Here is a 24682-nt window from a genome sequence, read left to right as displayed (position 1 = left end):
GATAGCTACCACCCACTCAGAACAGCAGCAGTTGCCGATCAGTCAGACGGGTGAAGTCATCGTTGACGAACGGCAGGATGGCATCCGCCACCGGCTGCAGCTGGCGGCTGAGGTAGTGCTGGTAGTCGATCGGCGCCTGCAGGTCCTCCAGCGGCTGCGGGCCGGCGGTGGTGATCAGGTAGCTGATCCAGCCTCCACGCTGGTACTGCAGGGGCCGCCCGAGACGGCTGTTGTACTCGTCCGCCAACCTTGCCGCACGCACATGCGGCGGGACGTTTCGCTGGTAGTCGGCCAACGGCCTGCGCAAGCGCTTGCGGTAGATCAGCAGTTCATCCTGCTCACCGGCCAGCGTGCGCTCGACGTAGCCGCGCACGTAGTCCCGGTACGGCTGGCCCCGGAACACCCGGCCATAGAGTTCCTGCTGAAACTGGCGAGCCAGCGGCGACCAGTCGGTGCGCACCGACTCCAGGCCCTTGTAGACCATCTCCTCGCTGCCATCGGCGCGGCGCACCAGACCGGCGTAGCGTTTCTTGCTGCCCTCGTCGGTACCACGGATGGTCGGCATGAGAAAACGCCGGTAGTGGATTTCGTACTGCAGCTCCAGGGCGCTTTCCAGGCCCAGGGTGTCGGCCAGGTGCCGCTGCCACCACTGGTTGACCTCGGCCACCAGTTCGCGGCCAATGCGCGCTGCGGCGTCCTCGTCGTGGGCGTCCTTGAGCCAGACGAAGGTGGAGTCGGTGTCGCCATAGATCACATCAAAGCCCCGCGCCTCGATCAGCGCCCGGGTCTGGCGCATGATCTGGTGCCCGCGCAGGGTGATCGACGAGGCCAGGCGCGGGTCGAAGAAGCGGCAGCCACTGGAGCCGAGCACGCCGTAGAAGGCGTTCATGATGATCTTCAGTGCCTGCGAAAGCGCCGCGTTGCCTGCGCGCTTGGCCGCCTCGCGTCCCTGCCAGACGCGCTCGACAATCGCCGGCAGGCAATGCTGGCTGCGCGAGAAACGGCCACCGCGAAAGCCCTCCACCGAGTGCGCGTCATCCGGCTGGCGCAGGCCCTCGACCAGCCCCACCGGGTCGATCAGGAAGGTGCGGATGATCGAGGGGTACAGGCTCTTGTAGTCAAGCACCAGCACCGAGTCGTACAGCCCGGGCCGTGAGTCCATGACGAAACCGCCCGGGCTGGCCTCGCCCTCGCCGCCGACGAGGTTCGGCGCGACATAGCCCAGGCGGTGCATGTGCGGGATGTACAGGTGGCAGAACGCGGCCACCGACCCGCCGCTGCGGTCCACGGCCAGGCCGGTGACCGAGGCGCGTTCGAGGAGGAAGTCCAGCAAGCGGGTATGGGCGAAGATCCGCGTCACCAGTTCGCAGTCCTTGAGGTTGTAGCGGGCCAGGGCCGGCTTGTCCTCGGCGAAGCGGCGGTTGATCTCGTCCATGCGCTGGTACGGTGTATCGATGGCCTTGCCCTCGCCCAGCAACTGCTGCGCGACGCTCTCCAGGCTGAACGAGGGGAAGCTCCAGGTCGCCGAGCGCAAGGCCTCGATGCCGTCGATCAGCAATCGGCCCGGGGCCTCGGCGAAGAAGTGGCTGCGGCTGCCATGTTCGCGCAGGTGCATTGGCGCGCCGTCGCGGCCCAGGCACAGCGGCACATTGAGGCGCTGGGCGTGCTCATGCAGCAGGCGCAGGTCGAACTGCACCAGGTTCCAGCCGATGATCGCATCGGGGTCGTGGCGGGCCAGCCACTGGTTGAGGCAGACGATCAGCTCGGCGCGATCGGCGCAGTAATGCAGGTCGAAGTCCAACTCGCCCGCCTCGCCGTTGGCCGGGCCAAGCATGTAGACCTGGCGCTGGCCGCAGCCTTCCAGGGCGATGCTGTAGAGCTCGCCGCGTTCGCTGGTCTCGATGTCCAGCGACACCAGGCGCAACGGCGGGCGGTAGTCCGGGTCGGGCTTGAGCTGGGCATCGTGCAGGACGCCCTGGTTGTCGGGGCGGCCATCGAAGCGCACCGGGGCGGTGATGAAGCGCTCCATCAGGTAGCGCTCCGGGGGGCGGATGTCGGCTTCGAACACCTCGACACCGGCGGCGCGCAGGCGCTTTTCCAGGGCGATCAGCTGGCGGTGCTGGCGGCAGTACAGGCCCATCACCGGGCGCAGATCGAAGTCGCGCAGTTGCAGCGGCTTGAGTTCGACGCCCTGTTCGTCGGCCAGCAGCGCCCGGGCGTGGGCAGCCTGGGCCGCGGGAATGAACGCCACCGAGGGCTGCGCGGCCAGGCGCAGGCGCCGTGGGCCCTGGTCGGTGGCCAGCCAGAACTCCACGCAGGTGCCTTCGGGCGTGTCATGCCAGTGGCGGGTCAGGACGAAGCCTTGTTGCAACGGCACTGCGGGGACCTCGGATCGCTGCTTTTCTCATATAGGCGGATTGTACCGTTCCTCCTGGCATAAAGGGGTGTTTCCAGGCCTGGCCCCATCGCGGGGCAAGCCCCGCTCCCACGTTCGAATACTGGGTTCCACGCTAAAGTCCAGGCCCATGCGTGGGAGCGGGCTTGCCCCGCGATGACGTCCGATCAGGCTAACGTGCGCCCACCACAAACCCGGCTCGCTGCCCACCAAACACCAGCAGCCACGCCAGCGCCACCAGCCCCAGCACCACCGCGCCAAACGACCCGACCCCGGCGCCGACCAGCAGCAGCCCGCCAATGATCCCGCCCAGGGCGATCGCGCTATTCCACACCGTCACCAGCATCGACTGCGCCACATCCCCGCCCTCGCCCGCCGCATCGGCGCAGGCGGTCTGCAACAGCGTCGGCGCACCGCCGTAGGTCATCCCCCACAGCGCCACGCTGACATGCACCAGCCAGGCAGCACCCTGCGCCTGCCCCAAGGCCAGGGTCGCCAGGGCGAACCCGGCCAGGCACAGCAACACCAGCCCGCGCAGATGACGGTCGACACCCAGGCCCACCAGCACGATGCCGGCCAGCGAGGCCAGGCCGAAGGTCATCAGCACCTGGCCCACCTCGGCCGCCATGCCCGCCGCCGCCAGCAGCGGCACGATGTAGGTGTAGAGGATGTTGTGGCCGAGGATCCAAGCCAGGATCACCAGCAACACCCGCGCCACGCCCGGCGTGCGCAGCACCGCCAGTGCCGCGGGGCGCTTGCCGGCGGCCTGGCCGGGGAAATCCGGCACCGCCCGCACCACCCAGACGGTCAGCAGCAACGCCGCGACCGTGACCACCACGAAGGCTGCGCGCCAACCCAACCAGGCGCCGAGCCATGTGCCGATAGGCAGGCCCAGCGACAGCGCGATGGGTTGCCCGAGCATCGCCACCGCCATGGCCTTGCCCTGCTGGGCCGGCTCCACCATGCGCCGCGCATGGCCGGCGATCAGGCCCCAGGCCAGGCCGGCGGCGGCGCCCGTGAGAAAGCGCAGGCACAATGTCAGGGTGTTGTCAGAGGACAGTGCGGTGAGGCCGTTGAACAGAATGAAGCCAGCGATGGCCAGCAACAGCGCGCGGCGCCGCCACCAGCCCTGGGTCAGGGTCACCAATGGAATGGCGGTGAGCAGCGAGCCCAGGGCATAGGCCGTGACCCACTGCCCGGCCATGGCCTGGCTGATCTGCATTCCGTCGGCGATCTGGTCGAGCAGGCCGGCCGGCAAGGTTTCGCTGAGGATGGCGATGAAGCCGGTCAGGGCCAGGGCCAGCAGGCCGCTCAGGGGCAGGCGTACGGCGCTGGCGGGGGATGCGGCGAGGCTCGCCGTCGGGGAAGGTGAATGCATGGTTGTCTCCGGCTATCGATCAAGGCAGGCATGGTGCGCCGCTGGGGCATTGCGGAAAAAGCCGGGTACAATTCCGATCAGTCAGGACATCGATGTCCGCAATCGGAGTGCAACATGGACAGCCTCAGCGGTTTCATGGTCTTCAACCGGGTCGCCGAAACCCGCAGTTTCGTCGCCGCCGGCCAGTCGCTGGGGATCAGTGCGTCCGCCGTGGGCAAGCGCGTGGCACGGCTGGAGGAACGCCTGGGCGTGCGCCTGTTCCACCGCAGCACGCGGAGCATCACCCTGACCGCCGAGGGCACACTGCTCCTCGAACGCAGCCGGCGCATCCTCGCCGAGATCGAAGCCACCGAGCAGGAACTCTCCCAGGCCAGCGGCGCGCCCCGCGGGCGCCTGCGGGTCAGCCTGCCGCAGGTGACCGGGCTGGTGATGCCGGCGCTGGCCGAGTTCATGGCGCGCTACCCCGAGATCGAACTGGACCTGGACTTCAGCGACCGCATGGTGGATATCGTCGGCGAGGGCTTCGACGTGGTGATGCGCGGTGGCCAGCCGCTGGACTCGCGGCTCAACGCCAAGTTCCTCGGGCACTTCCAGCATCGCCTGGTGGCCTCCCCCGAATACCTGCGCGAGCGCGGCACGCCGCAGCATCCCCGCGAACTGGCCGGGCACAGCTGCCTGCACTACCGCTTCCCCAGCAGCGGCAAGCTGGAAACCTGGCCGCTGCGCCGGGAGCACCCCGAGCAGGACTACACGATCCCCATCTCGATGGTCTGCAACCATGTCGAGACGCGCATCTGTTTTGCCCTCAACCACCGCGGCATCACCTGCCTGCCGGACTTCAGCGTGCGCAAGGAACTGGCGGCCGGCAGACTGGTGAGCGTGCTCGAAAGTTTCATGGAGCGGCGCGGCAGCTTCTACCTGCTGTGGCCATCGGGGCGGCAGATGCCGCCCAAGCTGCGGGTGTTCATCGACTTCATGCTCGAACGGGTGCTGCCGGCCACCGACCTCAGCCGTACAGGTAGCTGATGTCCTTGTGCGACAACCCCGGCACCTGCGCCACCAGGTAGTCGCGCAGCTTGTGCATCTGGTGGGCCTTGGGGCTGGCCTTGAGCCAGGTCATGTAGTAGCCATCGCCAGTGGCCACCGCGTGGGGGAACGGCGTGACCAGGTTGCCCGCGGCCAGGTCGGCGCTGGCCAGCACCAGGTCGACCACCGAGATGCCCAGCCCCTGCTGGGCGGCCGAGATGCCTTGGTCGAGGGTATCGAACACCTGGCCCTGGTCGATGCTGATGTCCAGCGCGTCCATGCGCGCCAGCCAGCGCCGCCAGTCACGCCGGTCCGGCGAGGGGTGGAGGAATTCACAGCTGGAGAGCACCGACAGCTCCGGCCGGGCCTGCTCGAGGTAGCTCGGGTGGCACACCGGGATCAGCCATTCATCGAACAGCTTCAGGCTCTCCACGTCTGCCGCAAAGCGCCCGTTGCCGAGCAGGATGGCGCAGTCATAGGGTTCGGAATAGAAGTCCACCGCGTCGATGTCCATCCACACGCTCGACAACTGCACCGAGCAGCTGTTGTCGACCCGCTTGAAGCCGTCCAGGGCCCGAAGCAGCCAGCGCACGGTAAGCGTGGAAGGTGCCTTGAGGCGCACGCCATAGCGGTCCTGGCGCAGCAGCGCGCAGGCGTTTTCGATGATCTTGAAACCGACCTTGAGCTCCTGGGCCAGCAGCCGGCCGTGCTCGGTCAGGCGCAGCTTGGGGCCGCGGCGTTCGAACAGGTCGCAGCCGAACAGGGCTTCGAGGGTCTTGATGTGGTGGCTGACCGCACCCTGGGTCAGGGCCAGCTCCTGGGCCGCGCGGGTAAAGGAGCCGTAACGCGAGGCCACTTCGAAGGCGCGCAAGGCGTGCAAGGCTTGAATCCGTTCCGACATGGCGCCTTCCAGAGCATGAGTGAAGCTAATAGTAGGTCATAGATCCAGGCGTTTTACAACGCGGGAACCATCTCGGAAAATGCCGGTAAATAACAATTAAATATAGCAAACCTGCCGAGTTGTAATGAAAACGATCTATTGAACGAGAAGTCCTACTAAACACTGCATACGGATATGCCTGGGGAAATCATGTTTACGGGTTATGGAAACTGCTACCGCCTGGATGCGCTGGAGCTCGCCGATGAACATGTCCAGAACCGCCACCACTGGACGCACAAGACCATAGAACACTTCAAGGAAACCCTCGCCAACCCCGACTTCCCGTGCCTGTTCGGACGCAAGGCGGTCAACGCGCGCACCTGCCACATCGTCTTCGCCCGTGCCGAACGGCTGGCCGACGATATTGCCCGGGGCCTGGGTGACTACATCCGCACCATCGAGCCGATTCCGCTCAAGCAGCGCATCGGCAACCCGCTGCTGGTGTTCCTCGAGACGGCGCCCGACACAACGCTGCAGGCGCAACAGACACTGGCCTGGGATGTGCTGAACCAGGTCCATGCACGCGACCCGCAGCCCTGGCCCGAAGAGGTCCCGCAGGACCCGCACGACACGCGCTGGTCGTTCTGCTTCGCCGGCATGCCGCTGTTCATCAACATGAGCTTCCCCGCCCACCGCTTGATGAAAAGCCGCAACCTGGGCCGGCACATCGCCTTCGTCATCAACCCGCGGGAAAGCTTCGACGAGGTCGCCAGCGCCAGCACCGAAAGCGGCCAGCGCATCCGCGCACGCATCCGCGAACGGGTGCGCCACTACAACGACGGGGTGATGCCCGACACCCTGGGCTTCTTTGGCCAGGACGACAACTTCGAATGGAAGCAGTACCAACTGCAGGAGCCCGGCTCGCCGAGCCCGGCGCGCTGCCCGTTCCATGCCCATGCAACCGCTGCAACCCTCACCGAGAACTGATCGTGAATACCGCACTGACCGCCACCTACGCCCTCACCGTCCTGCTGCTGATCGCCACGCCCGGCCCGGTGGTGGCCCTGATCGTCAACACCGCCGCCGCCTCGGGCTCGCGCAAGGCCCTGTTCACCGCGGTCGGCACCAACTGGGCGTCACTGGTGCTGATCGGCGCGGCCGCCTGGATCATCCTGACCAGCGCGGCCATCGACAAGGCCTGGCTCAGCGGCATGAGCCTGCTGGGCTGCCTGTTCATCGGCTACATCGCCCTTGGCACCCTGCGCGAGGCGCTGCAAGCACCGGTCGACAGTGCCCCGCAGCCATCGGCCAGCGCGCAGCCGGGTCGTGGCGGCCTGTTGCAGGGCTTCATGGTCGGCATCTCCAACCCCAAGGACATCATCTTCTTCATCGCCTTCTTCCCACAGTTCATCCAGATCACCGAGTCGTTCGGCAAGAGCATGGTGGTGCTGTCGCTGCTGTGGATCGCCATCGATTTCGCCGTGCTCAGCCTGTACATCTTCGCCATCGGCAAGATCGCCTCGCCGCGCAGCAACCGTGTGATCAGCCTGGCCTCGGGGGTCGCCCTGCTGCTGATCGCCGGCGTCGGCCTGGCCTACAACCTCAAGGAGCTGGCCGCCTGAGCCAACCCCCAAAAGAAGGAGCGCCCATGACCCCGATCGACCCCGCCGCCACCGGCAGCATGGGCACGCCCGACCCCCTGGCGCAGGACTACCAGCGCTTCCTGCAGTTGGGCAGCCGCCGCGCGCCGCACACGCTGTACGTGCACGAGCGCGGCTATCGCTCCGGCACCATCAACACCGATGCCCTGGGCATGCGCTACAGCCATTGCGCCGGCAAGCGCTTCTCGGTGGCCGAGCGCGGTGGCGCGGCGCGGGTCAACCTGTTGGTGGGCGGCTCCACCGCCATGGGCATCGGCGCCAGTTCCGACGAGCATACTGTGGCCTCGTACCTGTCGGTACTGACTGGCGAGATCTGGCTGAGCCTTGCCGGTTGCGGCCTGAACGCCACCCAGGAACTGCTGATGTTCCTCACCCATCAGCACCGTTTTGGCCAGATCGGTCACGTGGTGGTGCTCAGCGGCCTGAACACGCTGGCCCAGGAGGCCCTCGCCGAGGTGTTGTCCGGCGCACAGGACCCGCACCGGGCGCAGGCCTACCAGGATTTCCTCAACCGCTTCAACGAAGGCGTGCAAACGCCAGGCGAAGCGCGCCGCGAATCATTCTGGCAACGCCTGGGCCAGCTCCTGGCGCCGGCCCGGGAAGCACACTGGCCGCAGGTGGAACCGCTATCGAGTCCGGACAAGCGCCTGATCCGCGCCGCCGATGCCGTGGGCCGCACCCTGCGCCAATGGGACCGCCTGCTGGCAGACGGCCACACCACCCTCACCTTCATCCTGCAGCCGCTGCTGCCCTGGTGCCGCGAGGCATTGCCCAAGGCGGAACAGGCCATGCTCGGCAAGCTTGAGCGTCAGCCGTCGAATTTCGACCGTTTGCTCGGCGACACCTTCGACAGCCAGTTGCACATGGCCTTCTTCCGTCGCATCAAGAGCCAGGCCGACCCGGTCCCCTGCTACGACATGAACAGCATGCTCAGCAGTTCGCCGGTGTTCGCCGAGCACCTGTTCGTCGACCGCCTGCACTTCAATGATTTGGGTAACAACACGCTGGCCAAGGTGATCACCGCCAAGCTGGGGCTAGCCCAGGAAAGACAGGCCCTGCGCAAGGTCGCGCCGATCAAGCTGGTCTGATGGCCGCACGCCGGGCTTTCGGGGAACGCACGCGGATGGATAGAATAGGCCCGTCGTCGCTCCTGATTTGCCCGAGGCAACCGCGTAACCGCCATGACCATTCCTGCCGTCCCCTCGCTTCTGGCCCGTCCCCGCGCCTGTCTGGTCGCGTCGTTGCCGTTGCTGCTGGCCGCCACAGGCGCCCAGGCCCTGGACGTGAACATCGACCCCCATGCCGACCTGCTCTATCGCCAAGCGTTGCCGCTGCTCGAGCAGGCTGACAGCCAGGACGACGGCGCCAGCCCGCTGCGCACCGCCGGCGGCGACCCCGAGCTCAGCCGCCAAGGCCAGGCGATGGCTCACACGCTGCCAACGGCGGTGGCCCTGCTGAAGAGGTCGGTGGCCCTCGGCCACCCGGTGGCGCAGTACCGCCTGGCGCTGTACTACACCACCTATCTGCCGGCAGGACAGATCGCCGAGGCCGCCTGCCCGTTGCTGGAGGCCAGCCTCAAGCAAGGCTTCGCCCCGCCTGCACTGGCCATCGCCCACTGGTGTTCGCCCTACAATGCCAGCCCCGCCTACCGCGAGGCCCTGGAGGCGGTGCCCAGCATGGCCACCCTGTACGCCGCCTACTACCCCCAGCCAGCCACCCGCCTGGCGTGCAGCCGCACCCGCCCGCAGGGCCTGCAAATGCAGTGGGGGCGCCAGCGCGACTACCAGGCCGAGATCTACCGGCTGCTCGGTGAGCTCGACCCCCGCCAGCGCCAGGCCTTCCTGCAGAAGGCGGTGGACATCAACGGCTGCGCGGCGGCGCAACAGCGCCTGACCAGCAATCGCTGAGCCTCGCTACACAGCGATACATAACCCCATCGCCCCCGACACACTGCCGATACCCCCGCCCCGCACACTTCCGGCCACAACAGCGCGACGGCACCCCGCCGTTGCCGCCTGCACCGGGAAGCCTGCCCATGAAAGCCCTGCCACTGTTTGCTGACTGGAAGCTGTTCAACGCCCTGGATCACACCGGCAACTGGAGCGCCGACCTGCCGCTGCGCCTGTTCCTGGCCTGGGAGTTCTTCGAATCGGGCCTGGAGAAGTTCAACGGCGCCAACTGGTTCGCCGACCTGCAAGGCAGTTTTCCGTTCCCGTTCGACCTGCTGCCGGCGGACCTCAACTGGCAGCTGTCGATGTGGGCCGAATTGATCTGCCCGCTGCTCCTGCTGCTGGGGCTCGGTACCCGGCTGGCCTCGGCGGTGCTGATGGTGGTGACGGTGGTGGCGATAGCCGCGGTGCACTGGCCGAGCCAGTGGTCGAGCCTGGCGGAACTGGGGCGGGGGTATGCGATCACCGACCAGGGCTTCGGCAACTTCAAGTTGCCGCTGATCTACCTGGTGGCGTTACTGCCGTTGCTGTTGAAGGGGGCTGGCAGGTTGAGCCTGGATCATTGGCTGTGGCGACGGCACTGAAATCATCGCGGGGCAAGCCCGCTCCCACGAAGCGACACCTCCGTGGAAGCGGGCTTCGTGGGAGCGGGCTTGCCCCGCGATAGGGCCCTACGCTACCCCTGACTCATCCCGCCGATGCGCCCACTGATACAGGGCAGGCAACACCAGCAAGGTCAGCGCCGTCGACGACAGGATCCCGCCGATCACCACCGTCGCCAGCGGCCGCTGCACCTCGGCGCCGGTGCCCGTGGCCAGGGCCATGGGAATGAACCCCAGCGACGCCACCAGCGCGGTCATCAGCACCGGCCGCAGGCGGGTCAACGCGCCCTCTTCCACGGCGGCGCGCAGGCCGCGGCCTTCCTCGCGCAGGTTGCGAATGAAGGCAATCATCACCAGGCCGTTGAGCACCGCCACGCCCGACAACGCGATAAAGCCCACCCCCGCCGAGATCGACAGCGGGATATCCCGCAGCCACAGCGCCAGCACCCCACCGGTCAGTGCGAAGGGGATGCCGGTGAACACCAGCAGGCCATCCTTGAGGTTGTTGAACATCATCAGCAGCAAGGCCATGACCAGCAGCAACGAGACCGGCACCACCACCCGCAGGCGCTCGGCCGCTGACTGCAACTGCTCGAACTGGCCACCCCAGCGGGTCCAGTAGCCCGGCGGTATCTGCACCTGGTCGATCAGCGTCTGCGACGCCTGTTCGACGAACGAACCGAGGTCACGCCCGCGCACGTTGGCGCTGACCACCACCACGCGCTTGCCATCCTCGCGGCTGACCTGGTTGGGGCCCAGTTGCAGGTTCAGGGTGGCCACTTGCGACAGCGGGATGAAACCAATCTGCGAAGCACCGGCGGCGGCGCTGGCCGGTACCGGGATCAGCAGGCTGGACAGACCGTCGACATCGGTTCGCAGCGCCTCCGACAGGCGCACCACCATGTCGAAACGGCGATCGCCTTCATACAGGGTGCCGGCAGTGCGACCGCCCACGGCGATGGCGATGGCGTCCTGCACGTCGCCCACATTCAGGCCGTAACGGGCCGCCTTGTCACGGTCGATATCGATGGTCAGTACCGGCAGGCCGGTGGTCTGCTCGACCTTCACCTCGGAGGCACCCGGCACCTGCTGCAGGCTGGCGGCGATCTGCGCGGCGGTGCGGTTGAGCACCTCCATGTCGTCGCCGAACACCTTCACCGCGACATCGCTGCGCACCCCGGAGATCAGCTCGTTGAAGCGCAGCTGGATCGGCTGCGACAGCTCGTAGTTGCTGCCCGGCACGCTGGCGGCGGCGCGCTGCACCTCGGCGATCAGCTCATCGCGCGGCTTGCCCGGGTCCTGCCATTGCTCGCGGGGCTTGAGCATCACGTAGGCATCGGAGATGTTCGGTGGCATCGGGTCGGAGGCGATCTCGGCGGTGCCGGTACGGGCGAACACCCGCTCGACTTCCGGCACCTGGGCGATGATGGTCTTCTCCAGGCGCTGCTGCATGTCCACCGATTGCGACAGGCTGGTGCCCGGCACGCGCAGGGCCTGCAGGGCGAAATCACCCTCGCTGAGGCTGGGGATGAACTCGCTGCCCATGCGGCTGGCCAGCACGCCGGACAACAGCACAAGGGTGGCGGCGCCGGCGAAGGCCAGGTTGCGTCGGCCCAGCACCCAGTCCAGCACCGGGGCATAGCGACGGCGGGCGGTGCGCATGACCACGCCCTCCTCCTCCTTCACCTTGCCGGTGACGAACAGCGCCAGGGCCGCCGGGACGAAGGTCACCGAGAGGATCATCGCCCCCAGCAGCGCCATCACCACGGTGAAAGCCATGGGGTGGAACATCTTGCCCTCGACCCCGGTCAGGGCAAAGATCGGCAGGTACACCACCATGATGATCAGCTGTCCGTAGATCAACGGCCGGCGCGCCTCGCGGGCGGCGGCGAACACTTCGTGGAAGCGCTCGGAGCGGGTCAGCATGCGGCCATGATGCTGCTGGGCATGGGCCAGACGGCGTATGGCGTTCTCGACGATCACCACCGCGCCGTCGACGATGATGCCGAAGTCGAGCGCGCCCAGGCTCATCAGGTTGGCGCTGACCTTGTTGCTGAACATGCCGGTGAAGGTGAACAGCATCGACAGCGGGATGACCATGGCGGTGATCAGCGCCGCGCGGATGTTGCCCAGGAACAGGAACAATACGGCGATGACCAGGATCGCGCCTTCGATGAGGTTCTTCTTCACCGTGGCGATGGCTTTTTCCACCAGGTTGGTGCGGTCATAGACGGTGATCGCCACCACACCCTTGGGCAGGCTGCGGTTGATCTCCTCGAGCTTGGCCGCCACCGCCTGGGACACCGTGCGGCTGTTCTCGCCGATCAGCATGAACACCGTGCCCAGCACCACCTCGCGGCCATTCTCGGTGGCAGCGCCCGAGCGCAGTTCCTGGCCCAGGCCGACCTGGGCCACATGACTGACGCGAATCGGCGTGCCATCGACGCTGGAGATGACGATGTTGGCGATGTCCTCGGCCGAGGCCACCTGGCCCGGGGCGCGGATCAGCAGCTGCTCGCCGTTGCGTTCGATGTAGCCGGCGCCGACGTTGGCGTTGTTGCGCTCGAGCGCCGCGACCAGGTCGTTGAGGGTCAGCTTGTAGGCCGCCAGGCGCTTGGGGTCGGGGGCGATCAGGTACTGCTTGGCATGGCCGCCGATGCTGTTCACCTCGGCCACGCCCGGTACGTTGCGCAGCTGCGGCTTGATGATCCAGTCCTGGATCACCCGCAGGTCGGTGGCGGTATAGGGCGTGCCGTCATCCTTTAGCGCGCCCTCCTTGGCCTCGACCGTCCACAGGAAGATCTCGCCAAGGCCGGTGGAGATCGGCCCCATGGCCGCCTCGATCCCCTCGGGCAACTGCTCGCGGGCCACCTGCAGGCGCTCGTTGACCAGCTGGCGGGCAAAGAAGATGTCGGTGCCGTCATCGAAGATCACCGTCACCTGCGACAGCCCCGAGCGCGACAGCGAACGGGTCTGCTTGAGGCCCGGCAGGCCGGCCATGGCGGTCTCGATGGCGAAGGTGATGCGTTGCTCGGTTTCCAGCGGTGAATAGCCGGGCGCGGCGGTGTTGATCTGCACCTGCACGTTGGTGATGTCGGGCACGGCGTCGATGGGCAGTTTCTGGTAGCTGTGGATGCCCACGGCGGCCATCAGCACCACGGCGAGCATCACCACCAGGCGTTGCTCGATGGCGAACTGGATAAGGCGTTCGAACATGAATGGCGTCCCCGGTCAGTGGCTGTGTTCGGCCGAGCCTTTGCCCAGCTCGGACTTGAGGACGAAGCTGCCGGCGGCGGCGATCACGGTGCCGGCGGCCAGCCCTTCGCGCACTTCCACCTGGCCGGCGTCACGACGCCCGGTCTTCACCGGGCGGGCCTCGAAGCCCTCGTCGGTACGGGCGAACACCACGGTCTGCTCTTCCCAGGTCTGCAGGGCGCTTTCCGGCACCACCACGGCGGCGTCGAAACGCTCGACGGTGACCGCGATGTTGACGAACAGCCCGGGACGCCAGGCGCCATTGGGGTTGGCCAGGGTGGCGCGCACGGTGGCGGCGCGGTTCTGCTCGCCGAGCAGGCTGCCGACGTAGTTGACCTTGCCTTCCACCTGGGCACCGAGGTCCGGCGCGCTGACGCTGACGCCACGGCCGCTGACCACCTTGTCCAGGTCGCGCGGGGCCACGGCGAAGGTGGCCCAGACCCGACTCAGGTCAGACAGGGTGAAGGCATTGCTGGTCTCGTCCACCACCTCGCCCACGGTCAGGTGCTTTTCCACCACCACCGCGTCGAACGGTGCGCGCAACTCGTAACGATTGCCCTTGCCGGCCGGCGCCACGGCGGCGACCTTCTGCCCGGCGTTGGCGGCGGCGATCTCGGCCTCCTGCAGCGCCTGGCGGGCCTGCAGGTAGTCCTGCTCGGCGCTGATGCGCTCCTGCCACAGTTGCTTCTCGCGCTCGAAGGTCAGGCGCGCCAGCTCCAGGCGGCGCTGGGCAGCCTGCTGCTCGCTGCGCAGTTCGGAGATCTGCTGGCTGGCGATCACCGCCAGCACCTGGCCGCGCTTGACCGCCTGGCCCAGCTCGGCCTGCACCGACTCGACCACGCCGGGGACGCGGGGCACCACGTGGGCGGTGCGGTCCTCGTCGAAGCGGATCTCGCCGGGGAAGCTGATGGCGGTACCCAGGCTTTGTGGGCCGGCAGTGGCCAGTTGCACGCCGGCGGCCTGGATCTGCTCGGCGGAGAGGTGCAGCTGGCCCTCTTCGTCGGCATGCTCCTCTGCCGTTCCTTCTTCATGGCCATGGCCTTCCTCACCATGGTCGTCGTGCTGGGCCTGGCCGCTGCCGGCCTTGCCAAGGGTACCGGTCCAGGCCGCGCCACCGAGGCCGAGAACGGCCAGGGCAGCGGCGAGGATGGCGAGCTTGCGTGGGTTGGTCATTGTTGCTCCTGCTGGAAAAGTCGTTGCAGTTCAGGGCCCATCGCGGGGCAAGCCCGCTCCCACGCATTCCCGTGGGAGCGGGCTTGCCCCGCGATGGGACGAGGCTCAAAGCTCGCCGTAGATCCGCTCCACCTGAGCCCGGGCATCGGTCGCCTGGGCCAGCGCCTCGAGGTACAGCCCGCGCGCCTCGATCAGCGTGCGCTGGGCATCGAGCACATCGAGGAAGGCGAACTTGCCCATCTCGAAGCCGCGGGTGGCGGTGTCCACCGCCTGCTGGGCGGCGGGCAGGATGGTGCGGTCGTAGGCCTGGACCTCGCCCATGGCCGTGCCCCACTGCTCCAGGGCGCTGCGGGTTTCGCTGCGCAGGCGCAGATCCACGGCGTTGCGCAGGTCGCGGGCCTGGTCGGCGCGGCGGGCGGCGGCCAGCACGTTGCCCTGGTTGCGGTCGAACAGCGGCAGCGGCATCGACAGCCCGACCACGTTGACCCGCTCACGGTCCTCGCGGCTGTACTGGCTGCCGAGGCTGACGGTCAGGTTGGGGATGCGCTGGGCCTTCTCGGAGCCGAGGCTGGCATCGCCACGCTCGATCTGCGCCGCGGCCAGGCGCCACTCGGCAGTCTGCTCGACCTTGGCCAGCAGGCGCTCGGTCTGCGGCGCCGGGCCAGGCGAGAGGTTGCTCGCGTCGAGCCGGTCGAAGCGGGCCTCGGCACTGCCTGTCAGGCGCGCCAGGGCCTGGTTGGCCACGCCACGTTCGGTGCGTGCCCGACGCACCGCCGCCTCGGCTTGGGCCAACTGCACCTGGGCACGGGTGGCCTCCACCGGCGAGGACTGCCCGGCCCGCACCCGCCCTTCCACCACCCGCAGGCCGCGTTCGGTCAGCGCCTGTGACTGTTGCGCCAGCTCCAGCGCGGTCTGTGCCCGCAAGGCAGCATGGAAGGCCTGGATCACATCGGCGCGCAGGCTGTTGCGCTGGCGCTCGAGCTCCAACCGGGCGATCGCCTGGCCGGCCTCGGCGACTTCGATCCGCGCGCCGCGCTTGCCGCCCAGCTCCAGGGCCTGGCTGAGGGTCACGGTGGTGGTGCTGGTGTCGCGGCGGGTGTCCTCGACTTCCCAGGACAGTTCGGGGTTGGGAATCAGCCCGGCCTGGCGGCGCTCGCCCTCGGCGATGCCGATCTCGCGGCCGATGGCGGCGAAGTCCGGGTTCTGGGCAAAGGCGGCGTCGAGCGCCTGCTCCAGGCTCAGGCCCTGGGCACCGGCAGGGCCGGCCAGCAACAGGCAGAGCAAGGCGATCTTGCGGGGGATGGGCACGGCGGAAGTCCTCGTCGACAAGCGGCGGAATGCTTTGGCGAGGGACTTTAGGCAGCGGTGGTTATCGGGGGGGTGGCGGGAAGATTACAATTTTGTAATCAAGGGGTGCCGAGGGTGGATCGCCTTGAGATGAGGGTCTTTCAGGGTGTTCGACGTTAGAGTTGCAGCGCCTGTCAGATCGAGCGCCGCCCGCGCGGCGCATCGCGGGACAAGCCCGCTCCTACATCTGTTTCGGGCCAGTCAATCCTGTGCCATTACCTGGTCCGCCTTGTTGGTCCGACACGGTTTCAGCGTGTGCACCGCTGCCGCTTCATCTGTCTCAAGACAGGCACCAAGGCGGGCAACCATGGCCTGACAGGTTCGGCACGTTGCAACAAATGCAGGAGCGGGCTTGTCCCGCGATGCGCCGCGCGGGCGGCGCTCGATCTGATAGGCGCTACAGGACTCTCGCCAGGCACCTCTGCGCCATCACGCCATCAAAACCACCTGCAAACACTTGCTATCAGCCCAACGCCGAAATACTGTATGCATGAACAGTAAAATCGGATTACCCCATGCAGCTCATCGCCAAGCTCGGCATCCTCGCCGATGCCGCCAAGTACGACGCGTCCTGCGCCAGCAGCGGCGCCCCCAAGCGCAGCTCCCGTGGTCGCGACGGCCTCGGCGCCACCGACGGCATGGGCATCTGCCACAGCTACACCCCCGACGGGCGCTGCGTGTCGCTGCTCAAGGTGCTGCTGACCAACTTCTGCCTGTACGACTGCCAGTACTGCGTGAACCGCCGCTCCAGCAACGTGCCGCGGGCGCGCTTCAGCCCCGAGGAAGTGGTGCGCCTGACCTTGGACTTCTACCGACGCAACTGCATCAGCGGCCTGTTTCTCAGCTCCGGCATCATCCGCTCGGCCGACTACACCATGGAGCAGCTGATCCGGGTGGCGCGCCTGCTGCGCGAGGAGCATGGCTTTCGCGGCTACATCCACCTCAAGACCATTCCCGACGCCGACCCGCTGCTGATCGAGGAAGCCGGGCGCCTGGCCGACCGCCTGAGCGTGAACATCGAGCTGCCCACCGACGCCAGCCTCGAACGCCTGGCCCCGGAAAAACGCGCCAGCACCATCCGCCAGGCCATGGGCGTGATCCACCACGGCCAGCAGGCCGTCGCCGGTGAACCACGGGCGCCACGCTTCACCCCCGCCGGGCAAAGCACCCAGGTCATCGTCGGCGCCGACGCCACCGACGACAGCGCCCTGCTGCGCAACGCCGAGTCGCTGTACCAGGGCTACGGCCTCAGGCGCGTCTACTACTCCGCCTTCAGCCCGATCCCCGACAGCCCGTCCAGCGTGCCCCTGGCGGCCCCGCCGCTGCTGCGCGAACACCGCCTGTACCAGGCCGACTTCCTCCTGCGCGGCTACGGCTACAAGGCCCGCGAACTGCTGGGCGAAACCGGCAACCTGGCCCTGGACATCGACCCCAAGCTGGCCTGGGCGCTGGCCAACCGCGAGGTGTTCCCGCTCAACGTCAACCGCGCCGAGCCGGCCCTGCTGGCGCGCATCCCCGGTATCGGTCTGCGCAGCGTGCAGCGCCTGGTGGCCCTGCGCCGTGAGCGGCGTATCCGCTACGACGACCTGATCCAGTTGCGCTGCGTGCTGGACAAGGCCCGCCCGTTCATCGTCACCAGCGACTACCGCCCGGCCCAGGCCGAGCTGCGCAGTGGCCTGCTGCGCGCCCGCCTGCGTGAACCCCAGGCACCGGTGCAGATGGGCCTGTGGGGATGATTGCGCTGGATTGCGGCGACGACTTCGCCACCTGGCGCGACCAGGCGCGGCAACTGCTCGGCCATGGCATCGACCCGGCCACGGTGACCTGGGGCCAGGCACGTATGGACGACCTGCTGGCCGTGCCCACGCCCCTGCCCGCCGGCCCCGGCCCGTTTCGCGCCCGCGTGCCGGCGGCGCTACTGGCCCAGCTGGAACAGGCCGGACGCTACCGCGGCGAGCAGCGCTGGAACCTGCTGTACGAAGTGCTGTGGCGCGTCGCCCATGGCGATCGCACCGCCATGCTCGCCGGCGACCGCCTCGGGAGCGAGATGCAGCGGCGCATCCGCCAGGTTGGCCGCGAAGCCCATCACCTGCATGCCTTCGTGCGCTTCGTGCCACTGCCCGAGGCACTGGCCGAGCAGTTGCAACTGGACCTGGTGGCCTACCACGAACCGGCCCACGACATCCTCGACAGCGCCTGCGGGCATTTCGCCGATCGCCTGGGGCGCCAGCGCTGGTTGATCGCCACGCCCCTCGATGGCGTGCGCTTCGACGGCCAGCACCTGGACTACCAGCGCCAGTGCCCGCAGGCGTGGCGGCAATGGGCGCGCAACGCCGAGGACCCCGGCGCCGAGCTGTGGCTGGCCTACTACCGTCACACCTTCAACCCCGCCCGGCTCAACCCCGGTGCGTTGCGCCAGCACCTGCCCGGGCGCTTCTGGCGCCACCTGCCGGAGGGCCCGCTGATCCCCGAGCTGGTCGGCCAGGCGCGACATGGCAAGCAGCGCGACGGGCAGGCACTGGAGGTCGGGCGTCAGCGTGGCAAACGGATTGCCTCAGGGAACCCCGCAATCAATCCAAATGGATTGAATTTGTGAAAAATTCATCATTCTCAGCTTCGGATGCATTGTTACGAGCCTGACAATCCGACACAATTATTGCTAATTATTCTCATAAGCACTAGCAATAAGGATAAAGCCCGGCATGTCACCGCACCTCTCCCCTCACTGTTTCACGCCCAGCCGCAACCTGCTGGCCATGGCCATCTGCATGGCGACCCTCACCCCGGCGCTGGCCGAGGAGCAAGCGCCGGCCGTGATCGAGCTGGGCGCCACGGCCATCAACGACAGCAGCCTGGGCAGCACCACCGAGGGGTCGAAGTCGTACACCACCGGCTCCATGTCCACCGCCACCAAGCTGCCGTTGACCATGCGCGAAACGCCCCAGGCGGTGACCGTGATCACCCGCCAGCGCATGGACGACCAGGGCATGACCAGCATCAACGACGTGGCCAGGTACACCCCGGGGCTGTTCCTCAACCAGTCCAACGGCCCGGGCCGGCAGACCTACAAGGCCCGCGGCTTCGACGTCGACAACATCATGTACGACGGCATCCCCAGCGCCTACACCGGCTGGGTGGTCGGCGCCCAGCCCAACCTGGCGATGTTCGACCGGGTCGAGGTGGTGCGCGGCGCCACCGGGTTGGTCACCGGCTCCGGTACGCCTTCGGCGGCCATCAACCTGGTGCGCAAGCGTCCGCTGGCGGAACAGAAGGTCACCCTCACCGGTGCCGCCGGCAGCTGGGACAACTACCGCGGGCGAACTCGACGCCTCCAGCCCGCTCAACGACAGTGGCACCCTGCGCGGTCGCGTGGTGGCCTCGTACCGCGACGCCAATGGCTTCCGTGACGGGCAGCAGGAAGACCACGGGCTGTTCTACGCGATCACCGAGGCCGACCTGGGCGAGGACACCACCCTGACCCTTGGCCTGTCCCACCAGAAGGACAAGACCAACGTATTCTGGGGCGCGATCCCCACCGACCTCAACGGCCATCACCAGGACCTGCCCCGTTCGTACAACCCGGCCACCGACTGGGAGGTCAAGGACCAGGAGATCAACACCCTGTTCGCCGAGCTGCGCCAGCGCCTGGCCAATGACTGGAAGCTGCAGGTCAACGCCATCTACAGCGAGCAGAACGCGCTGTTCCGCGGCTCCTACCAGTCGCGCTGGGACCTGGCCAAGCCGCTGAGCCGTACGGTCTACCAGTCGGCCCACGACGAGAACCAGCTGGGCCTGGACACCTTCGCCAGCGGCCCGTTCGAGGCCTTCGGCCGCACCCACGAGCTGGTGGTGGGTGCCAGCAAGCGCATCTACGACATGACCGAGCGCAACTACAGCCCCTACGACCTGGACTACCCCATCGACGGCGGCAAACCGGACTTCCTGCACACCAGCAGCAGCCGCTACCTGATCAACCAGGAAGGCGTGTACACCACCACCCGCCTGAGCCTGGCCGACCCGCTCAAGCTGATCCTAGGCGGGCGCCTTGACTGGTACGACTACGACCAGCGCGGCAGCAACGAGGGCGACTACAAGGTGACCCGTAACGTCACCCGCTACGCCGGCCTGATCTACGAGCTGGACGAGCACCACTCGCTGTACACCAGCTACACCGACATCTTCCAGCCCCAGGACAACAAGGACCCCAGCGGCACGCCGGTGCGGCCGATCGAAGGCAAGAACTACGAGGTGGGCATCAAGGGCGAGTACTTCGACGGCGCGCTCAACGCCAGCCTCGCGGTGTTCCGCATTGATCAGGAGAACCGCGCGGTCGAGGTGGACAAGAGCCTGTGCCGGGCCGGTCAGTTCGCCTGCTACGAGGCGTCAGGCGAAGTGCGCAGCCAGGGTATCGACTTCGAGGTGCAGGGCGCGCTGACCGAGCAGTGGCAGATCGGCGCCGGCTATACCTATGCCCGCGTACACACGGTCAAGGACGCCAAGAATCCAGAGAAGGTCAACAAGCCGTTCGAGTCCGACACGCCGCAGCACCAGTTGAAGCTGTTCACCACCTACCACTTCCAGGGCCCGCTGGAGAAACTGCGGGTCGGTGGCGGCGTCACCTGGCAGAGCCGCATGTACAACGACTTCACCGTGGCCGACGGCGGCAGCTACCGCCTGGAACAAGGCGCCTACGCCGTCACCGACCTGATGGCCGGCTACGCGGTCAACCAGCACCTGGACCTGCAGCTCAATGCCAACAACGTGTTCGACCGCAAGTACTACTCGTCGATCTCCAAGTCGGTGAACTATGGCAGCGACACCTTCGGCGATCCGCGCAACCTGATGCTGACGGCCAAGTACAGTTTCTGAATCCCAGGGCGCAGGGATGCGCCAACCATCTATTTTCAGGCCTTACGCGCCTCTCCTTTCGCGGCACAAGGTCGCTCTCATGGAACAAACCGAAACTTATTGATTTAGCTTGGCTCTGTGGGAGCGGCCTTGCGTCGCGAAAGGGCTGCGCAGCAGCCCCGGCAATTTTGACGGTGGCTCAGAACCTGGGGCCGCTGCGCGCCCCTATCGCGACGCAAGGCCGCTCCCACAGGGGGACAGTTCCCTGCGCGACAGCGCAGCCCGACGGGCTGGGCGATCCCCTACAGGCTTCAGGCATGCACCCAACGCCGATGCAGCCCGCGCGCTAGGGCATCAAGCATGAACCCCAGCACCCCGATCAGCAGCACCATCGCCATCAGCTCCGAGTAAGCCAACCGGTCACGGGTATCGAGGATGAAATAGCCCAACCCGGCGCTGACACCGAGCATCTCGCACGGCACCAGCACGATCCACAGGATGCCGATGGCCAGGCGCACGCCGGTCAGCACATGGCCGATCACCCCGGGGATGATCACCTTGCACAAGGTCTCCCAGCGCGTGGCGCTGAGGCTGCGGCTCAACTGCAGCCAGCGCGGGTCGAGCTGGCGTACCCCGGCGGCGGTGTTCAGCAGGATCGGCCACAGCGCGGCGAAGGCCAGCAGGAAGTAGATCGGCTGGTCGCCCACGCCCATCAGCATCACCACCACCGGCATCCACGACAGCGGCGAGATCATGCGCAGGAACTGGAACGCCGGCGTGGTCGCCGCCTCCAGGTGCCGGTAGCTGCCCACCAGCAGGCCCAGCGGTACGCCGATCAGCAGCGCCAGCAGCAGGCCGACGAGGATGCGCTTGAGGCTTACCCAGATATGCCCGTAGACCTCGCCCTGCCCCAGCAGCTCTACCAGGCTTTGCAATGTGGCCTGGGGCGAGAAGCGCGCCGACAGGCCATCGGCGGCGCCGAACAGGCGCACGCCCGCCCACCACAACAACAGCAGCGCCGCCAGGCCCGCCAGGCCCAGGGCGCCATGCACGACATGCCTGCGCATCAGACCGCGAACTCCTCGCTACGCTGGAAGTTCTCGGCGATGCCGAACGCTGTCGGGCCACCCACGGCGGCGATGGCGTTGCGCACGAAACGCTCGTCCACCAGGTCACGGGCGGTCTGCGCCGGGTCCAGGGCGGCGAGGAAATCGCTCTCGCCGACGATCAGGGTGTTCTTCAGGCGCTTGACCAGTTCCTCGGTGTAGCTGGGGAACGGGTAAGGCTGGAAGTCAATGCGCTTCTCGTCCCACTGCTGGTGCTGGATCGCGCCGCTGGCGATGTAGCCGGCGCGGTCTTCGGCGGAAGGCGCCAGCACCTTGGTCAGCACCGCCGGCTCGTGCGGGGTGTACTTGTTGGGGCCGGCCTTGGACAGCAGGGCTGCGGCCTCGGCGCGGTGTTCGCGGGTCCACTGCTGGGCCTTGACGATGGCGTTGACCACCTTCTGCGACCACTCAGGACGGTTGTTCAGGTCGTGCTCGTGCATGAACACCACGCAGCAGGCATGGTTGCGCCAGACATCGCCGGTGAAGCGCTGCACGCGGCCGACCTTGAGGTTCTCGGCCAGGGCGTTGAACGGCTCGGCAACGATGTAACCGGCGATGCGCTTGCTGGCCAGGGCCGGTGGCATGTCCGACGGCGGCAGCACCAGCAGGTTGACCTCGTTGTCCGCCAGTTGCGCATCGGCCGGCTTGGACACGGGCTTGAGGCCATTGTCGGTGAGCATCTGTTGCAGCACCACGTTATGGATCGAGTACCAGAACGGAATCGCCACGGTCTTGCCGCCGAGCTGCTTCATCTCGGTGATGTCCGGGGCCACGGTCAGGCCCGAGCCGCCGACGTGGTTCCAGGCCACGACCTTGGCCGGCACCTTGCTGCCGTAGCGCGCCCACACGGTCATTGGCGACAGCAGGTGGATGACGTTGACCTGGCCAGAGATGAATGCCTCGATCACCTGCGCCCAGCTGCGCAGCAACACCGGGCGCTCGGCCTTGATGCCCTCGGCCTCGAACAGGCCGTTGTTGTGCGCCACCAGCAAGGGCGTGGCGTCGGTGATCGGCAGGTAGCCGATGCGCACCGGCGCGTCCGGCTCGGCGGCGGCGCGGGCCTGCAGGCTCGACAGTAGCGGCACGGCGCCGGCGGCGGTGAGCATGGCGCTCAGCTTCAGAAAGTCGCGACGGGACGTCGTGGAACAGCAGTCATCCATGCACATGGACAGCCTCCGAGGGCAAGGGGAATGGAGTGGGTTCGGCTGTGCGGCTTGCCCGCCGAAGGGTTTTCAGTATCTCGATGCGCAGCGCGCCCAGTTCCTCGACCCGCTGCGCGCGGGGCTGCGGCAGGTCGATGTGCCACTGGCCGAGGGTGCGCGCCGGGTGGTTGCCCAGTAGCAGCACGCGATCGGACAGCAGCAGGGCTTCGTCGATGTCGTGGGTGATCAACACGGCGGCGGTGTTGTGGGTGGCGATCAGCTGCAGCAGCAGTTGCTGCATGTCGGCCCGGGTCACCTCGTCCAGCGCGCCGAAGGGTTCGTCCAGCAACAACACCTCGGGCTGGCGCGCCAGGCAGCGGGCCAGCGCGGTGCGCTGGGCCATGCCGCCGGACAGCTGCGCCGGGTACTGGCCACGGGCGTGGGCCAGGCCCACCGCGTCGATGGCGTGGTCGATCCGTGCGCGCCGCTCGGCCGCCGGCAGCCTGGGCTGGCGGGCGAAGTCGAGGCCGAAGGCGACGTTCTTCTCAAGGCTCAGCCAAGGCAGCAGGCTGGGGTCCTGGAATGCCACCGCCAGGCGCGGATGCGGCCCCTGCAGCGGCTCGCCGCGCAACTGCACGCTGCCGCCACGGGCCTGCTGCAGGCCGGCCAGCACGCGCAGCAGGCTGGACTTGCCGACCCCGCTGGGGCCGAGGATGCTGACCACCTCCCCCGGCGCCAGCGCCAGGTCGAACTGCTCCAGCACCGCCTGCCAGCCACCCTCGCGCGGGTAGCCCAGGCTGATGTCGCGGGCTTCGAGTAGCACGTCGGTCATGCAGAGGCCGCCTGGCGTTGCAGCTCGGCGCGCAGCTGCACCAGGCTCGGAGTGACGATCGGCACGAACGCCGACTCGCGCCAGCGGCGGGCGAAGCCCTCGCCGTAGGCGGTCAGGTAGGCCTTGCCACCGCTGGCCTGCAACTCCAGCTGCACGGCGTCGGCGGCGCATTCGGCGAGGGTGATGCGCAGTTTGAACAAGGCGGCCGGCTGGCTCTGGAAGCGGCCGTCGAGCAGCCCCTGCTTGAGCTCGGCGACGGTGTTCTCCAGGCGCTCGACGAGCACCTGGCGGGCCTCCTCAAGGAACGCGCCACGCCCCTGCAAGTGTGCCTGTGCCTCCTCCAGGGCGCGGCGAGCCAGACCGATGGCCATGCCGCACTGCAGCGCCAGGAACGCCGGACGCACCCTGGGCAGGAACTCACGGGCGTTGTCGTGCAGCAGCCAGTCACGGGCCAAGGGTACCTGGTGGAAGGCCAGCGCCGCGGTGTTGCTCGATTGCAGGCCCATCAGTTGCAGGTCGTCGGAGCGTTCCAGGCCCGGCGCGTTCGACGGGATGGCGACCACGAACGGCGCGCCACCGGCGTCATCCTCGATAGCCGCGGCCACCACGAAGCCGCGCTTGCGCAGGTTGGTCACCCAGTGCAGGCGCCCTTCCAGGTTCCAACCGTCGCTCGCGGCGCGGCCACGCACCTGCAAGGCCTCGATGCCGGAAAGGAACTTCATGGCGTTGGACAGGCCGGTGGCCCCGGCCAGTTCGCCCTTCAGCAGGTCGGGCAGCAGCCGTTCGCACAGCGCCCGGTTAGGGCTTTGCAGCAGGTATTCGATGAAGGCGCGCTGGCCCCAGCAGACAAAGGCCGCGGCCAGCGAACGGCTGGCGATGGCGGCGATGGCCTCGACCGCCACAGTGACGTCACCACCCGAGCCGCCCAGGGCCGGGGCGACGCCGATGCGCAGCAATTGCGATTCGGCGATATGCGCCAGCACCAGGTGTGGATCGCACTGGCCCTGGTCGATGGCCTCGGCATTGGCATCCAGCCATTGTCGAAATGCATAATCAAGCATGTCCCTACTCCTGTTGAAACGCCGGAC

Annotated in this window: 18 protein-coding genes and 1 pseudogene; 9 read left to right on the top strand and 10 right to left on the bottom strand. The window is 67.5% G+C overall.

Annotated features, from left to right (window positions below; all coding sequences use genetic code 11):
- Window positions 1–16: 16 nt before the first annotated feature.
- Entirely contained in the window at window positions 17–2377 is a 2361-nt protein-coding gene (locus ACZ899_RS03790) for a DNA polymerase II (protein WP_234562837.1), read from the bottom strand.
- A 190-nt stretch (window positions 2378–2567) separates the two neighbouring features.
- Window positions 2568–3773: an MFS transporter gene (locus ACZ899_RS03785; protein ID WP_234562838.1), complete on the bottom strand. Its 1206-nt coding sequence runs from the start codon at window positions 3771–3773 to the stop codon at window positions 2568–2570.
- 114 nt (window positions 3774–3887) lie between these two features.
- On the opposite strand from ACZ899_RS03785, the gene ACZ899_RS03780 reads away from it, so the two are divergent.
- Window positions 3888–4799: a LysR family transcriptional regulator gene (locus ACZ899_RS03780; protein ID WP_234562839.1), complete on the top strand. Its 912-nt coding sequence runs from the start codon at window positions 3888–3890 to the stop codon at window positions 4797–4799.
- On the opposite strand, the gene ACZ899_RS03775 is transcribed toward ACZ899_RS03780, so the two are convergent.
- Complete coding sequence (locus ACZ899_RS03775; protein WP_203652371.1) at window positions 4780–5700, bottom strand: LysR substrate-binding domain-containing protein; 921 nt, start codon at window positions 5698–5700, stop codon at window positions 4780–4782. The genes ACZ899_RS03780 and ACZ899_RS03775 overlap by 20 nt on opposite strands.
- Before the next feature lie 189 nt (window positions 5701–5889).
- On the opposite strand from ACZ899_RS03775, the gene ACZ899_RS03770 reads away from it, so the two are divergent.
- From ACZ899_RS03770 to ACZ899_RS03750, 5 genes are all read left to right on the top strand, one after another.
- A complete protein-coding gene (locus ACZ899_RS03770) occupies window positions 5890–6666 on the top strand; it encodes a YqcI/YcgG family protein (protein ID WP_203652370.1) in 777 nt (258 codons plus the stop codon).
- 2 nt (window positions 6667–6668) lie between these two features.
- On the top strand, window positions 6669–7301 hold the full coding sequence (locus tag ACZ899_RS03765) for a LysE family translocator (protein ID WP_232855540.1): 633 nt from the start codon (window positions 6669–6671) through the stop codon (window positions 7299–7301).
- Between the two features lie 26 nt (window positions 7302–7327).
- On the top strand, window positions 7328–8428 hold the full coding sequence (locus tag ACZ899_RS03760; RefSeq protein ID WP_232855541.1) for a hypothetical protein: 1101 nt from the start codon (window positions 7328–7330) through the stop codon (window positions 8426–8428).
- Window positions 8429–8521: 93 nt separating this feature from the next.
- Complete coding sequence (locus tag ACZ899_RS03755; RefSeq protein ID WP_203652369.1) at window positions 8522–9247, top strand: sel1 repeat family protein; 726 nt, start codon at window positions 8522–8524, stop codon at window positions 9245–9247.
- A 128-nt stretch (window positions 9248–9375) separates the two neighbouring features.
- A complete protein-coding gene (locus tag ACZ899_RS03750; protein ID WP_234562840.1) occupies window positions 9376–9873 on the top strand; it encodes an HvfX family Cu-binding RiPP maturation protein in 498 nt (165 codons plus the stop codon).
- An 87-nt stretch (window positions 9874–9960) separates the two neighbouring features.
- On the opposite strand, the gene ACZ899_RS03745 is transcribed toward ACZ899_RS03750, so the two are convergent.
- The 3 genes from ACZ899_RS03745 to ACZ899_RS03735 all read right to left on the bottom strand — a co-directional run bounded on the left by ACZ899_RS03745 (window position 9961) and on the right by ACZ899_RS03735 (window position 15627).
- Window positions 9961–13107: an efflux RND transporter permease subunit gene (locus ACZ899_RS03745; RefSeq protein WP_234562841.1), complete on the bottom strand. Its 3147-nt coding sequence runs from the start codon at window positions 13105–13107 to the stop codon at window positions 9961–9963.
- A gap of 15 nt (window positions 13108–13122) precedes the next feature.
- A complete protein-coding gene (locus ACZ899_RS03740) occupies window positions 13123–14319 on the bottom strand; it encodes an efflux RND transporter periplasmic adaptor subunit (RefSeq protein ID WP_234562842.1) in 1197 nt (398 codons plus the stop codon).
- Between the two features lie 105 nt (window positions 14320–14424).
- The gene (locus ACZ899_RS03735; RefSeq protein WP_232855544.1) at window positions 14425–15627 is read right to left on the bottom strand and encodes a TolC family protein; all 1203 of its coding nucleotides are present in this window, start codon (window positions 15625–15627) and stop codon (window positions 14425–14427) included.
- 554 nt (window positions 15628–16181) lie between these two features.
- Between ACZ899_RS03735 and ACZ899_RS03730 the strand changes: the two genes are divergently transcribed.
- The 3 genes and pseudogenes from ACZ899_RS03730 to ACZ899_RS03720 all read left to right on the top strand — a co-directional run bounded on the left by ACZ899_RS03730 (window position 16182) and on the right by ACZ899_RS03720 (window position 20535).
- Window positions 16182–17402, top strand: a complete 1221-nt coding sequence (locus ACZ899_RS03730) for a putative DNA modification/repair radical SAM protein (RefSeq protein ID WP_234562730.1) — start codon at window positions 16182–16184, stop codon at window positions 17400–17402.
- A complete protein-coding gene (locus ACZ899_RS03725; protein ID WP_234562731.1) occupies window positions 17399–18262 on the top strand; it encodes a TIGR03915 family putative DNA repair protein in 864 nt (287 codons plus the stop codon). Before ACZ899_RS03730 ends, ACZ899_RS03725 begins: the two co-directional genes overlap by 4 nt.
- Before the next feature lie 106 nt (window positions 18263–18368).
- Window positions 18369–20535, top strand: a pseudogene (locus tag ACZ899_RS03720) (TonB-dependent siderophore receptor).
- Window positions 20536–20825: 290 nt separating this feature from the next.
- Here the strand turns inward: ACZ899_RS03720 and ACZ899_RS03715 are convergent.
- The 4 genes from ACZ899_RS03715 to ACZ899_RS03700 are packed head-to-tail and all read right to left on the bottom strand — an operon-like array spanning window position 20826 to window position 24655.
- Complete coding sequence (locus tag ACZ899_RS03715; protein ID WP_232855547.1) at window positions 20826–21581, bottom strand: ABC transporter permease; 756 nt, start codon at window positions 21579–21581, stop codon at window positions 20826–20828.
- Complete coding sequence (locus tag ACZ899_RS03710; RefSeq protein WP_232855548.1) at window positions 21581–22786, bottom strand: ABC transporter substrate-binding protein; 1206 nt, start codon at window positions 22784–22786, stop codon at window positions 21581–21583. Before ACZ899_RS03710 ends, ACZ899_RS03715 begins: the two co-directional genes overlap by 1 nt.
- Window positions 22773–23594: an ABC transporter ATP-binding protein gene (locus tag ACZ899_RS03705; protein ID WP_232855549.1), complete on the bottom strand. Its 822-nt coding sequence runs from the start codon at window positions 23592–23594 to the stop codon at window positions 22773–22775. Before ACZ899_RS03705 ends, ACZ899_RS03710 begins: the two co-directional genes overlap by 14 nt.
- Window positions 23591–24655, bottom strand: coding sequence for an acyl-CoA dehydrogenase family protein (locus ACZ899_RS03700; protein ID WP_234562733.1), 1065 nt, complete (start codon window positions 24653–24655; stop codon window positions 23591–23593). The genes ACZ899_RS03705 and ACZ899_RS03700 overlap by 4 nt, the downstream gene beginning before the upstream one ends.
- Window positions 24656–24682 lie beyond the last annotated feature (27 nt).

This window comes from Pseudomonas sp. TE31087 (genome assembly GCF_057284075.1).
This window is presented reverse-complemented; position numbering and strand designations above follow the sequence as displayed.

What these genes read in the sequence shown, in the direction of transcription:
- ACZ899_RS03785 (WP_234562838.1), bottom strand. Translation starts at nt 3,773, where the DNA reads ATGCATTCACCTTCCCCGACGGCGAGCCTCGCCGCATCCCCCGCCAGC.
- ACZ899_RS03780 (WP_234562839.1), top strand. Translation starts at nt 3,888, where the DNA reads ATGGACAGCCTCAGCGGTTTCATGGTCTTCAACCGGGTCGCCGAAACC.
- ACZ899_RS03775 (WP_203652371.1), bottom strand. Translation starts at nt 5,700, where the DNA reads ATGTCGGAACGGATTCAAGCCTTGCACGCCTTGCGCGCCTTCGAAGTG.
- ACZ899_RS03770 (WP_203652370.1), top strand. Translation starts at nt 5,890, where the DNA reads ATGTTTACGGGTTATGGAAACTGCTACCGCCTGGATGCGCTGGAGCTC.
- ACZ899_RS03760 (WP_232855541.1), top strand. Translation starts at nt 7,328, where the DNA reads ATGACCCCGATCGACCCCGCCGCCACCGGCAGCATGGGCACGCCCGAC.
- ACZ899_RS03755 (WP_203652369.1), top strand. Translation starts at nt 8,522, where the DNA reads ATGACCATTCCTGCCGTCCCCTCGCTTCTGGCCCGTCCCCGCGCCTGT.
- ACZ899_RS03750 (WP_234562840.1), top strand. Translation starts at nt 9,376, where the DNA reads ATGAAAGCCCTGCCACTGTTTGCTGACTGGAAGCTGTTCAACGCCCTG.
- ACZ899_RS03745 (WP_234562841.1), bottom strand. Translation starts at nt 13,107, where the DNA reads ATGTTCGAACGCCTTATCCAGTTCGCCATCGAGCAACGCCTGGTGGTG.
- ACZ899_RS03740 (WP_234562842.1), bottom strand. Translation starts at nt 14,319, where the DNA reads ATGACCAACCCACGCAAGCTCGCCATCCTCGCCGCTGCCCTGGCCGTT.
- ACZ899_RS03730 (WP_234562730.1), top strand. Translation starts at nt 16,182, where the DNA reads ATGCAGCTCATCGCCAAGCTCGGCATCCTCGCCGATGCCGCCAAGTAC.
- ACZ899_RS03725 (WP_234562731.1), top strand. Translation starts at nt 17,399, where the DNA reads ATGATTGCGCTGGATTGCGGCGACGACTTCGCCACCTGGCGCGACCAG.
- ACZ899_RS03715 (WP_232855547.1), bottom strand. Translation starts at nt 21,581, where the DNA reads ATGCGCAGGCATGTCGTGCATGGCGCCCTGGGCCTGGCGGGCCTGGCG.
- ACZ899_RS03710 (WP_232855548.1), bottom strand. Translation starts at nt 22,786, where the DNA reads ATGTGCATGGATGACTGCTGTTCCACGACGTCCCGTCGCGACTTTCTG.
- ACZ899_RS03705 (WP_232855549.1), bottom strand. Translation starts at nt 23,594, where the DNA reads ATGACCGACGTGCTACTCGAAGCCCGCGACATCAGCCTGGGCTACCCG.
- ACZ899_RS03700 (WP_234562733.1), bottom strand. Translation starts at nt 24,655, where the DNA reads ATGCTTGATTATGCATTTCGACAATGGCTGGATGCCAATGCCGAGGCC.